This is a genomic window from Arthrobacter sp. Soil_C_49 (assembly GCF_057656635.1).
Genome location: NZ_JBDGJZ010000021.1, coordinates 33,920 through 46,050 on the forward strand (window position 1 = coordinate 33,920; position 12,131 = coordinate 46,050).

Annotated in this window: 9 protein-coding genes; 4 read left to right on the forward strand and 5 right to left on the reverse strand. The window is 60.4% G+C overall.

The genetic code is table 11. The features are described 5' to 3' along the window. Nucleotides 1-119 precede the first annotated feature (119 nt). From AC3A4Z_RS22060 to AC3A4Z_RS22080, 5 genes are all read right to left on the reverse strand, one after another. A complete protein-coding gene (locus AC3A4Z_RS22060) occupies nucleotides 120-1,616 on the reverse strand; it encodes an aldehyde dehydrogenase family protein (protein ID WP_419202631.1) in 1,497 nt (498 codons plus the stop codon). 207 nt (nucleotides 1,617-1,823) lie between these two features. After that, nucleotides 1,824-2,738 (reverse strand): zinc-binding dehydrogenase, encoded by a 915-nt coding sequence (locus AC3A4Z_RS22065; protein ID WP_498714402.1) that lies wholly within the window; start codon nucleotides 2,736-2,738, stop codon nucleotides 1,824-1,826. Continuing rightward, nucleotides 2,639-2,938: a hypothetical protein gene (locus tag AC3A4Z_RS22070; protein ID WP_498714404.1), complete on the reverse strand. Its 300-nt coding sequence runs from the start codon at nucleotides 2,936-2,938 to the stop codon at nucleotides 2,639-2,641. Before AC3A4Z_RS22070 ends, AC3A4Z_RS22065 begins: the two co-directional genes overlap by 100 nt. A gap of 151 nt (nucleotides 2,939-3,089) precedes the next feature. Further along, nucleotides 3,090-4,454, reverse strand: coding sequence for an aminotransferase family protein (locus tag AC3A4Z_RS22075; RefSeq protein ID WP_419202633.1), 1,365 nt, complete (start codon nucleotides 4,452-4,454; stop codon nucleotides 3,090-3,092). Between the two features lie 204 nt (nucleotides 4,455-4,658). Next, nucleotides 4,659-6,155 (reverse strand): APC family permease, encoded by a 1,497-nt coding sequence (locus tag AC3A4Z_RS22080; protein WP_056332060.1) that lies wholly within the window; start codon nucleotides 6,153-6,155, stop codon nucleotides 4,659-4,661. A gap of 411 nt (nucleotides 6,156-6,566) precedes the next feature. On the opposite strand from AC3A4Z_RS22080, the gene AC3A4Z_RS22085 reads away from it, so the two are divergent. From AC3A4Z_RS22085 to AC3A4Z_RS22100, 4 genes are all read left to right on the forward strand, one after another. Then, nucleotides 6,567-7,934 (forward strand): aldehyde dehydrogenase family protein, encoded by a 1,368-nt coding sequence (locus tag AC3A4Z_RS22085; RefSeq protein ID WP_419202635.1) that lies wholly within the window; start codon nucleotides 6,567-6,569, stop codon nucleotides 7,932-7,934. Next, entirely contained in the window at nucleotides 7,931-9,637 is a 1,707-nt protein-coding gene (locus AC3A4Z_RS22090; RefSeq protein WP_056331969.1) for a diflavin oxidoreductase, read from the forward strand. Before AC3A4Z_RS22085 ends, AC3A4Z_RS22090 begins: the two co-directional genes overlap by 4 nt. 212 nt (nucleotides 9,638-9,849) lie before the next feature. Beyond that, nucleotides 9,850-11,295 carry a glutamine synthetase family protein gene (locus AC3A4Z_RS22095; RefSeq protein WP_235008782.1) on the forward strand — a complete coding sequence of 482 codons (1,446 nt, stop codon included), beginning with the start codon at nucleotides 9,850-9,852 and terminating at the stop codon, nucleotides 11,293-11,295. 61 nt (nucleotides 11,296-11,356) lie between these two features. Continuing rightward, the gene (locus tag AC3A4Z_RS22100) at nucleotides 11,357-12,130 is read left to right on the forward strand and encodes an SDR family NAD(P)-dependent oxidoreductase (RefSeq protein ID WP_011777266.1); all 774 of its coding nucleotides are present in this window, start codon (nucleotides 11,357-11,359) and stop codon (nucleotides 12,128-12,130) included. The last annotated feature ends 1 nt before the right edge of the window (nucleotide 12,131 follow it).

Sequence of the window (12,131 nt, forward strand, 5' to 3'; positions counted from 1 at the left end):
GCCTGCTGCTTGCCCGAGAGGACGCGGAGGCCCCCGTCTTAGGCACGCGTCACGTTCCGGGATGTTTGTCGCAGGTCTCGCAGGGCCTCGCTTACGCTTGTTGGGGTCGCATATGGCGCCTAGAGCGGGAAATCCGTCCTGTCCACGCCAACCACGCGGTCGCCGGTAAAGAAGCGAACGCCGTACTGGGGACCGTGGCCTCCAATACCGCTGGTACCCCAGAAACTCTGCCGCGAATTGCCGGCCAGGTCGCTCATGAACGTGCCGTTGATGCGGACCTCCCCGGCACGAATACGGGATGCCACGTCGATGGCCCGTGTTTCGTCACCGCCGAATACGTAGGCATCAAGACCGGTTGCCGGTCCGTTTGCATGGCTAAGCGCCTCTTCAACGGAATGCACGGGATGTACCGTGACCAGTGGCCCGAAGAGTTCTTCCGTGGCGGCTCCGGCGGGACATCCGACGATCATCCCCGGTGCCAGGAACCAGCCGTCAAGATCGGGTAGGTCGCCGCCAGTGACCAGCGTTCCCCCCAGTTCGAGGAGTCGATTCACTGCGGCTTTCAAACCATCACGCTGTCGCTCAAACGCCAGGGGGCCCACTTGCGTTGTCTCATCCAAGGCATTTCCGACCCGAAGCTTACTGAGTTCGAACTTCATAGCTTCAACGAAACGGTCGTGAATCGACTCGTCAACCAGTACCTTGCCGGGAGCCTCGCACCACTGGCCATTGAGACGGGTCATGCCCTGCACAATGGACTGTGCCGCCGAGCTGACATCGGCATCGTCCAGAATGATCACGGGATTGTTGGATCCGAGCTCCATCTGCATGACAGCCAGATTGGACGCCGCAGCCTTCGCAACCGTTCGGCCTGCCGAGTCGCCCCCTGTAAACGAAAGAGCCTCGATGCGGGGATCCGAGGTCAGCAGTGATCCTGTCTCCGAATTCCCATGAACCAGTTGAAACGCGGCGCTTGGGTAGTCGAGTTCAGTCATGGCGGCGACGATCGATTCGGCGAAGAGCTGGCAACCGCCGGGGGCGTTCTCAGAGGGTTTGAGGATGACCGGGCAACCAGCCGCCATTGCTGCCGCTACCTTGCCTACCACGGTGAAGGTTGGAGCATTCCAGGGGCCAACGATGAGGGCCGGGCCGAGGGGCTTGCGCAGGATGACCACAGACCGGTCACCGCCGTCAAGGGTCTCCGACTCGCCAAGCTGCTCCGCTTCAGCGATAGTTCCCCGGACTCTGTCCCCAAGTGCACCTGCAATCAGGCGAGTGGTCCGGATAGGGACTCCCGTGTTGATGCTGTCCTGCAGCGCGATTTCTTCGCTCTGGGCATCCAGAGATGCGGCTACCTTCGTCAGGAGCTCAAGACGGTCCCGGAGTTTGATGTCTTCAAGTTTCCCGGACTCGTGCAGTGTCGCCGCTGCGGCGAGTGCGCACTCGACGTCAGCCTTTCCGGTCTTTCGCATCGGCTGCCGGGGTTCGCCCGTATTTGGGTTGGTAAGGTAGCGGCCGTTTTCGTCGAGCTGCAGCCATGCGCCATCGACAAAGGAGCGTTGCTCGACAAGGTCGGGGGTGTTAGCGGTCAGTTGTGCTAGTCCTTCAGCAGTCATTCAAGGTGCTCCTCTGGTTTTCGTTGTTGTCTTTGTCGTCCAGGACCAGCGACGGCAGGGGCTGGGCATTGACGTTTGACCGTTTATGTTCGGGAGGATTTGCAGCGCCACAGTGCGCAGCTTTCGTTCCGGCGCTGGCCGTGGCGCAAGATCAGATCGTGATCGGCCTGACAGTCAGCTGCCAAACGGTCTTCAAAGTTGTCCGGATCACAGTTGCCTGTCGGTCATGTTCAGCACAACTCGGATCGTCGAGGCTTCCGACATCGCTTCGAATCCCTCGTTGATACGTTCGAAGGGCAGTTCCTTGGTGACCATTGCATCGAGATCCAGTCGGTTGTTCAGGTAGTGGTCCGTGAACATGTCGACGTCGCTGAGGAACCTGTTCGCTCCCATGTAGGCGCCTTGCAGGTGTCGGTCGCCGTATACGAGTGCATCTGCGGGGATACGCAGTTCGGACCCTGTGGGCATGAGACCGAGGATGGTGGCAGTTCCGTTCGGGCGCAGGAGCGAAAAGGCGAGTTCCGCTGTCTGGCTGCGGCCCACCGCCTCGATTGCATGGCTGACACCTTGGGGGAGAAGTGATCGGACCTGGATGAGTGTTTCTGTCGGGTCGGATGATGAGACAACAGTGTCCGTGGCACCGAAGTTACGGGCGAGCTCCAGCTTCGCCGGCACAGCGTCAATGGCAATGATTCGTCGTGCCCCAGCCAGCCTGGCACCTTGAATGGCCGCTATTCCGACACCGCCGCAACCGATTACGGCAACAGTATCCTCTGGCCCTACCTTTGCGCCGTGAATAATCGCGCAGACTCCTGTACTAATGCAGCAACCGAGAAGACACGCCACCTGGGGAGGCAGATCCGAGCCGACCACTGCAACGGATGCCTCCTTCACGAGGAAGGCCTCTGCAAAAGCGCCTATACCGCCGAGCGACTCAACGCTTGATCCATCAGGTGAGAGCAGCCTGGGTCGCTGCCGCTCACGCATCGAGTCGACTCGTTCGCACTGGGTCGGGCGCCCGCTTATGCAGTTGCGGCATGCCCCGCAGGAGGGGGTGACCGTTGCCACGACCCTTTCACCAGTCTTAATTCTTGTGACTGCAGAACCGACGCGCTCGACAATGCCTGCGACTTCATGCCCGAGGACCACCGGCAGGGAGATATCCAGCGACCCTTCAGATAGTGCAGATCGCTATGGCAAAGGCCCACTCGCTCGGTCCGGATGAGAACCTCATTGTCCTCCGGGTCATCAAGCAGCAGTTCGCGGATCTGAAGAGGGGCTCCGGGCTTTTCCAGCACGGCGGCAAGAATCGGTGTAGTCACTTGGCTTCCTTGGTGGTTGAGGTGCTGGCAGATGGGTCGCTTCGACCATCTTCAGCCCTGGTCGAGTTTCAAAAGTGTGTGGACGGAACAGCCTTTACGACCACTATGTGCAACCTGACCAGCGCGGACGTTGGAACGGCCGGGATCAGTGTCAGCTTCCGGTTCCAACTCGGGATCCATGCCGGTTCTCACCTACAGCGGCCCAGCGCTTAACGTGACGTTCCATGGCGCGGAGGGCTTTTTCCAGCTTCACCAGCAGTTCCCGTGTCTCCTCTTCGGTGATCACCAAGGGCGGGGACAGAATCACGGCATTGTTCAGCGGGGCGATCCCGGCAGGGTAGACAATGAGCCCTTGGTCCAGGCATTCATCGACGAATAGGCCAGCCGCTCCCAGCGCAGGATCGGGTGCCTGCTTGCTTTCCTGGTCCATAACGAACTCGAAGCCCCAAAGCAGGCCCCGCCCACGGACGTCGGCGATGCAGCGGTACCTTGTTGTCAGGGAGAGCAGACCCTCTTCAAGCTGCTTCCCCCGTTGCCGGACGTTCGCGAGGATATCCTCGCGTTCCATGAAGTCCAGGACCGCCAGGCAGGTCGCTGCCCCCAGTGGGTTCCCCGAGAAGGTGTGCCCGAACGGAGCGACGCCGCTGCCCTCTCTGAGCGCCTCGACGATGTGGCTCCGCAGCAGGACGCCAGCAACAGGGGAGTATCCGGCACTCATTCCTTTGCCGATAAGAAGAAGGTCCGGCACGACGTCCTCGTAGGAACTCGCGAACCAGTCGCCCGTGCGCCCCATTCCCGTGATGACCTCATCGATGATCAGCAGCACGTCCAGCCGATCACAAATGTCGCGAAGGCGGGCGAAGTAGCCGGCCGGCGGCGTCAGGACCCCGCCGGCGGCTCCTACGATTGGTTCGACCATGACTGCCGCGACTGTGCCGGGGTCCTCGTTCTGAATGGCGTCTTCGAAGGCTTTCGCAGCCCGCGCAGCGTACACTTCCTCGCTCTCGCCTGGCAGGGCGAAGCGGTAGGCGTAGGCCGGCGGGGCGAAGGAGAACGCATGGAGCAAGGATCCGTAATCGGGGCGGCGTGCTGCATGCCCGGACATCGACAGGGCGCCCATTGTCATGCCGTGATAGCTGATGGTCCTGCCAAGGATTTTGACTTTGCCTGGGAGCCCCCTTTCGCGCCAGTAGCTCACTGCGGTGCGGATGGCGTATTCGGATGCTTCGGACCCGCTATTAACGAAAAACGCCATATCGAGGTCCCCGGGAGCGATGTCGGTGAGCCGGCGGGCGAGTTCTTCAGCGGGCAGGTTGGTGAACTGGGTTCTATACGTAAAAGCTACGCGGCGGCACTGTTCTTTCACCGCCTCCGCAATTTCGTCCACGCCGTGACCAATGCTGGCGGTCATGGCGCCGCTTGAACCATCCAGGTACTGGCGCCCTTCCGTGTCATACAGGAAGATGCCTTCGCCGTAGGCAACTGTCGGGTACTTCTTGTCGATGATTTGCTTCAACAGTGCGCTGTCGGAAATGGGAAGCTCCTAAATATCGGCAGCTGCTCTCGCAGCTCACTATCTGCAGTGACGGGTAGGGAAATCTCTGGAAGATCTTTTGTCCATGGGCGCGAGTGGCCGGCCGCGCCTTGCGCAGCCGGCCACCATTACCGTCGTTCCCAAGAAGGCTCGTGCGACGGCGGCTACGGAGATGAGTCTTTGTTCCTAAATCCCTGCGGAACTTTCTTCGCTGCTGGAACCTGCCGGGATCAGTGCGGCATACGTCGCCGGCCGCTTGGATCGCATAACCAGCGCGGTAGTCACGCCGCCCAGGAAGAGTGCAGCCATGAGCGTCAACAGTATTCCCGCCGCCAAGTCGCCGCCGACGAGAAGCCCGAAGTTCTGAAGGACCAGAAAGACAATTCCCCCGAGTCCGAGAAGGGCAAGCGCGGGGGCCAGCAACGTGCCCCAGACCTTCTTGTTGTGTGCATTCCTCCGGAAGAACACGATCACCGCGAGTGACGTGAGAGCCATCAGAACAACGATGCCCAATGTGGCCGAGCCTGAGAACCAGGTGTAGGCCTGCGTTACCGGGTCGAGCCCGATGATCGCCTCGACACCAAGCAGTGCTATCGCAACTACCGAGACGATCAAGGCTGCCCTGGATGGAGCGTGGTGACGTGGGTGGATTGCACCAAGTCCAGACGGAAGAACACCTTGCGTACCAAGGGTAAAGAGGTACCGGGTCAGTACGTTCTGGAAGGTGAGGATGCAGGCGAAAAGGCTGGTGATGAGGAAAACCTGGAGCAGGGTGGCAAGGAGCGGGGACACGTACTGTCCCGCGAGCCCTACAACAATGCTGGTGGGGTCGTTCGTCGCGACTTCGACTATCTGGCTGCTTCCGACTCCCGCCTGGAGTGCCCAGGCAGTGAAAGTGTAGAAGATGCCGACGCCGATAACGGCGATATAGGTTGCCCGCGGGATAGTGCGGTCGGGGTCACGTGCTTCGTTCCGGAAGACGGCGGTGGCCTCAAAGCCGATGAATGAGAAGAAGGCAAACATGACGCCCAGAGGCGGGACACCTTCACCCAAACGCGCGGGGGACAGCGAGTCAGCACTCAACCCTTCCGCGCCGCCGTGGACAATCACCCCGATGTTTACTGCCAGCAGAACGACTGTTTCGATGACCAGGACCACGCCCAGCACCTTGGCGGATAGCTCGACGTCCCGGTACGCAAGAGCACCGCAGGTTGCCATCAGCACCAGACTGCACAGCCACCAAGGAAGTTCCGGACCGCCCAGATCGTGAACCGTGGTCTGGGCCGCTGACCCCAGGTATGAACACAGCGCAAGAAACAGCAGCAAGTATGTTCCGAGCGCAAAGGTGGCAGCCCCCATGCCAACACCTCGGCCCAGCCCCGTTTGGATGTAGGAATAGAACGCTCCAGCATTTTTTACAAAGGGCGTCATCCTCGTAAAACCAACGGCAAACAGAAACAGAATAGCGGTCGCGATAAGGAAGAACAGCGGACCGCCCGTGCTTCCCGATGCAGAAACGACAACAGGCCAGCCAGCCACGACAGCTGTCATGGGCGCAGCTCCCGCCACAACCATGAACACAATCGACCGGACTCCCAGGCCCCTGCTGAGCAAGCGGTCTGGGCTCAAGATTCCGTTGGGTCCCGCATCCACCGGCTCAAATTTAACATCTTTAGTTGCCATTCGTCCCTCCTGGACGTAGAAGCTGAGTGTCATCGCGATGCCTTCGACAAGGCGGAATTGAGCGGCATCGCGGAACCCACAATCGGGCCGGCCCCCTTGCCGAACGTCACTGTGAGTTGGATTACAGCGTAGGAGTTGCCCCAGAGTTTGCGGTGTTGAGCCTGCACATACATCCGTCCTGCGCATGGTCTTGATGCACAGCTATTCGCTGGCAAAAGAATGGACGCGGTCCTATGAACGAGGAGTTTATGGAATGTGCACCGCGCACATACAGCTACTTATCGTGGTGCTCCCAGCACTCGCTGGCCGCAGTTTCCTCAGGCATTGTCGGAACTAACGGAGCTTCCCAGAGTCCATACGGGACTAGGAAATTTTCGATGAACCCCACTTCTCCTGAAGGAGCACCCGATTATGAGCAGCGTTATTTCGGTCTACAACCCCGCTACAGAAGAACAGATAGGCGAGGTGCCCGCCTACGACCTGCCGGACGTAAATGCAGCGGTCGAACGCGCAGGGGCCGCCCAGCGCGCCTGGATCCGCAAGCCACTGGCTGAACGCCGTGATGCCCTCTGGGCTATTGCCGATGCTGTCATCGCTCACAGCGACGAACTGGCCTTGCTCGAATCCACCGACGTTGGTAAGCCATTGGCGGCGGCCCGACAGGAAGTTCTTGGTGTCGCCGAGTGCTTCAAGTACTACGCCGGAACGGTGGACAAGATCCTCGGGGACACCATTCCGGTCGACGGCGGCGTCAGCATGACTTTCCGCGAGCCGCTGGGTGTTGTGGCCGTAATTGCCCCGTGGAACTTCCCTCTGCCTATCGCATCCTGGAGTATCGCCCCGGCTCTGGCCAGCGGTAATTCGGTAATTGTGAAACCCGCGGCCCTTACCCCCCTGTCAACTGTCCGATTTGGTGAGATCGTGAAGGAACTGGGCGTCGTCGGGGACGCGCTTCAGGTTCTCACTGGTTCGGGCGCCCGGATCGGCAATGCCCTCGCTGAACACCCGGATGTTAGCAAGATAAGTTTTACTGGTTCCACCGAGGTCGGCCGGTCCATCGTCCAGGCGGCTTCAACGACGATGAAAAGGGTTTCTCTTGAGCTCGGCGGGAAGTCCGCCAGTATCGTCTACAACGACGTTGACCTCGCCAAGTGTCTGCAGGCAGCCCCGATGTCGGTCTTCGACAACACGGGCCAGGACTGCTGTGCACGCAGCCGCTTTCTCGTGCAGCGGGGAATCTTCGACGAGTTCGTTGAGGGATTCATCGAGACTACGCGTGCACTGAAAATCGGTAACCCGCTGGACGGCAAGACCAATCTGGGACCTCTGGTATCGGCTGCCCACCGCGACACCGTTTCCAGCTTCCTCGAAAACGGTCTCAACGTCGTCACCGCCGGTGAAGCACCGGATGGCCCCGGCTTCTGGATGGCGCCCAGAATCGTCATCGCCCCGGACCCCAAGAGCCGGGTGGCAACCGATGAAATTTTCGGCCCCATCGCCTCGGTGATTCCCTTCGACACCGAAGAGGAAGCCATCGCGCTGGCCAACAGCTCAATTTACGGCCTGAGCGGCTCCATCTGGACCAACGATGTCGGACAGGCCCTGCGGACGGCGCGGGCACTTGAGTCCGGGACTCTGTCGGTCAACTCAAACTCATCCATTCGAATCCAGACACCTTATGGCGGCTTCAAACAGTCAGGCATCGGCCGCGGACTGGGCCAGGCTGCCATCGAGGCATACACCGAACTCAAGACCGTATTTGTAAGGACAGAACCGTGACAACTGACACAGGGGAGCTGGTTCGGACCAACCAAGGCACCTCATCCGAAGTATCCAGTGAGACAGGTACCGCCGTGCAGACCCTCAGCGTCCTCTACGGCAGCCAGACCGGGAACGCTGAGTTCCTTGCGTCCAAGATCGTGGACAAGGCAAACGGCCAGGGTTACGCAGCCGAGCTTATGAGCCTGGACATGCTGACCCCGCAAGATGCGGCACGCAAGGACCGCCTGTTGATCGTTACCGCCACACACGACAACGGCCACATGCCGGACAATGCGCAACCGTTTTGGGACCAGCTTCAAAGCGCCGGTTCAGACCTCTTCAAGGACGTTCCCTTCGCAGTCCTTGCCATTGGCGACTCCATGTACGAAGACTTCTGCAAAGCCGGCAGCGATCTTGACGAGCGCCTTGGCGAACTCGGCGGCAAGAGAATCCTTGACCGCCTCGACTGCGATGTCGACTATGACCTGACGTCAGGCAAGTGGATCAGGGGCATGCTTGAGACCTTCAAGACAGTTGTTCCCAAGAAGCGAGACAACAACCCGGAAGACTCCACTGTTCCAGGAGCAAACCCCGCCGAGCAGCCTAAAGGCACTCGCCGGGAACCTGACACTGCCACCGTCGTCGAGGCCCGCCTCCTCAGCGCTCCAGAGTCCGAAAAAGAGGTCTGGCACTATGAGCTTGAGGTCAGCGGCGACAGCCGCAACTACCGGCCAGGTGACTCACTTGCCGTAATCCCCACCAACTCCATCGAACTCGTGGAAGACCTCCTCGGATTCCTTGGCCTCGCGGGCAGCGAGGTATTCGGTGAAGACGGCAAGACCGTACGCGAGACGCTTCAAAACGACTATGAGCTTCGGCTGCCCCATCTGGGCATCGTGGCCTGGCTCGTCGAAAATCTCGCCCCGGATCATCCCGTGCGGAACCTGGTCGAGTCCGGTGACCGCAATGCGCTGGAAGACTGGCTGTGGGGACGGGACATGCTGGACGTGCTGCAGGAAACCCGGACAACGGATGTCGATCCCGGCGAGTTCCTCTCAATGCTGAGGCCCCTGCAGCACCGGTCGTACTCCATTGCCTCCAGTCCCCTCGCTGACGGCGACCGCGTCCACTTGACGGTCTCCACTGTGCAATACGAGACCGCCGGCCGCCGGCACTCGGGTGCATGCAGCGGATTCCTCCAGTCCGCCGCGCAGACCAAGACAACCATAAAAGTCTTCCCGCTGCCGGCGCACGAGTTCCACCTGCCCCACGACAACTCAGCTGACGTGATCATGGTCGGTCCGGGCGTCGGAGTTGCCCCGTTCCGTGGCTTCCTCCGTGACCGCGAAGTCTCACAAGCCCGGGGACGAAACTGGCTGTTCTTCGGGGACCGCCATGAAAAGCCTTCCTGGCTTTATCAGGAGGAAATGGAAGAACTGCAAAGCAACGGCGTGCTGAACCGCCTCAGCGTGGCTTTCTCCCGGGATCAACAGGGCAAGGTCTATGTCCAGGACCGGATCCGCGAAGAAGGAGAAGACATCTTTGCCTGGCTATCGGGTGGAGCCTCGGTCTATGTGTGCGGCGGCAAACAAATAGCACCTGACATCGACGAAGCCCTGCTGGCGGTGCTCAGAAGCCACGGCGCAATGACCCCCGAAAAGGCGCACGATTACCTGCAGTCCCTGAAGAGCGAAGGGCGTTACGTCAAGGACGTCTACTAGGCCCCGCTCGACCTGCCCAGCACCATGGCTTTCGTGTCCTGGGTACTGGGCAGAACACGGAAAAGCCTTGGCCTGCCTACCGCACAGGAATGTGACCTGGCTTACCGAATGCATGTAGCCGGCAATCATGATGTGCACCTTGCACATACGCCAAAAGGACCCCGCTCTTAGTGTTTTTAGTAACCAATATCAATGAGGATAAGAGGTACATAGTGAATCCCATCACACAGGTCCCGGAGGACCTCCACGAACTCGAGGCCATCGACATGCAGGATCAATCCTCAGCCGCGTCAGCGCATGACGAACTGCAAAAGTTCGTCTCCGACAACGACATCAAAACGTTCAAAGTGGGCGTCGTGGACCTGGACGGCGTATGGCGCGGCAAGCGCATCCCTGCCAGGTACTTCCTGGAAAGCGTCGCTGAGCGCGGAACGAATATCTGCAACATCATCTTCGGCTGGGACATTCAGGACGAAATCATTTCTGATCTCAGCTACACGGGGTGGGACACGGGTTACCCTGACGTGACGCTCCTCCCCGATCTCAGTACCCTGAAGGTCGTTCCGGGGGAACCCGGCGTGGCTTCCGTCATTTGCGACGCCTACGAGATGTCGGGCGAGCCTGCGGCAATCTGTCCCCGGAGCATTCTCAAGCGAGTCGTGCAGAAAGCCGAAGACCTTGGATACTCGCCAGTCTGCGCCTACGAGTTCGAGTTCTACCTGCTCAAAGGCACCCCGACGGACCTTGCCGCCAAGGACTGGCGCGACCTGACCCCCATCACGGCGGGCAGTCACACCTACAGCCTCGTCAGGGACACAGGCACCGAGTTCCTCATCGGTGAGATCCGACGCCGCCTGTCTGAGCAGGGCATTTTCATCGAGGCCAGCAACAGTGAAAACGGTCCGGGCCAGTTCGAGATGAACATCCACTATTCGGATGCTCTCGCAGCCGCGGACAACGCCCTCCGGCTAAAGGCAACCGTCAAGGAGGTTGCAGCTGAGGCCGGCTACACGGCATCATTCATGGCCAAGATCAACCCGGAGTGGGCCGGCTCCTCCGGGCACATGCACCAGAGCCTTTGGGATCCGCAGTCGGGCAAGTCCGCCTTCGCCAATGCCGAGGAGCCCGGCGAACTGAGCGCCATCGGATACAACTACCTGGCCGGCGTCGTCGAGACGGCACCGGAGCTCACGGCCCTCTACCTGCCCACCATCAACTCTTACAAGCGGACCGAAGGCGGGCAGTGGGCCGGATCCAGCGCCACCTGGGGCCTGGACAACCGAACGGTCGCCATCAGGTCCATCCCGTCAAAGAGCAGCGCCGCACGCATTGAAAACCGGGTACCGGGCGCTGACGCCAATCCTTACCTGGTCATCGCCGCTAACATCGCTGCCGGCCTGCACGGCGTGGAGCAGGAACTGACCGCCCCGAAGCGGGTGGAAGGAAACGCCTACGCCCTGGAGGAAGGACACCAGGTAAAGCAGCTGCCCGGAACACTCGACCAGGCCATCGAACAGTTCGAAAAAAGCGAGGTCGCCAAGGCGTACTTCGGCGAAACCTTCGTGACCCACTACGTCCAGACGAGGCGCTGGGAGCTCCGCAAGCTTCAGACCAGCGTCACCGACTTCGAGATCGCACGTTACCTGGAACGCATCTAGCGCAGAGTGCAGCGCTAAGAGCTCCATTTCCATTTTTTAAATACTCAGAAAGAAGCACCCAATGACCACTCACCCCGGAAAGATAGCTGCAGTCACCGGAGCCGCGTCCGGAAACGGCCTTGCCATCGCAGAAAAGCTCCTCAAGGAGGGCGCCACCGTCGTAGCCCTGGACCGTGACGAGGCCGCGCTCGAACGTCTGATCGGCCAGCACCCGGAAATGGTGCCTGTTGTTATGGACGTCGCCGACGAAGCCTCGGTCCGCAGCGGCATGGCCGAGATCGACGCAAAATTCGGCCGGCTCGACACCCTCGTCAACAACGCAGGAATCGTCAAGGGCAGCAACTTCGACGACGTGAGCGTAGCGGAATGGGACCAGGTCTTCGCCGTGAACTCCACCGGACCGTTCCTGGTCAGCCAGGCCGCACGGCCGCTGCTGGAGAAGGGCGCTGCCGCCCGGGGCGACGATTCAACCAGTGCCATCGTCAACATCACCTCTGTCGAGGCCCACATCGTCATCGCCAGCAGCGGACACCCCCAGGTCCACTACAACGCATCCAAGGGTGCACTTCTTATGTTCACGAAGGCTTTGGCCATCGAAACCGCAGCTTCCAAAATCCGCGTCAACGCTGTCGCCCCCGGCTTCATCGAGACCCCATTCACCAAGTCCGTGCTGGAGAACCAGGACGCCGTGAAGTTCCTGCTCGACCGCACGCCGCTCGGACGAATCGGACGGCCCTCCGACGTTGCCAACGCAGTCGCGTTCCTGGCCAGCGACGAGGCCAGCTGGGTGACCGGTACCACCATCCACGTCGACGGCGGTTGGCTGGTTTACTGAC

Excerpts from the sequence above, each read along its gene's own strand:
- AC3A4Z_RS22085 (WP_419202635.1), top strand. The coding sequence starts at position 6,567 with ATGAGCAGCGTTATTTCGGTCTACAACCCCGCTACAGAAGAACAGATA.
- AC3A4Z_RS22080 (WP_056332060.1), bottom strand. The coding sequence starts at position 6,155 with ATGGCAACTAAAGATGTTAAATTTGAGCCGGTGGATGCGGGACCCAAC.
- AC3A4Z_RS22100 (WP_011777266.1), top strand. The coding sequence starts at position 11,357 with ATGACCACTCACCCCGGAAAGATAGCTGCAGTCACCGGAGCCGCGTCC.
- AC3A4Z_RS22060 (WP_419202631.1), bottom strand. The coding sequence starts at position 1,616 with ATGACTGCTGAAGGACTAGCACAACTGACCGCTAACACCCCCGACCTT.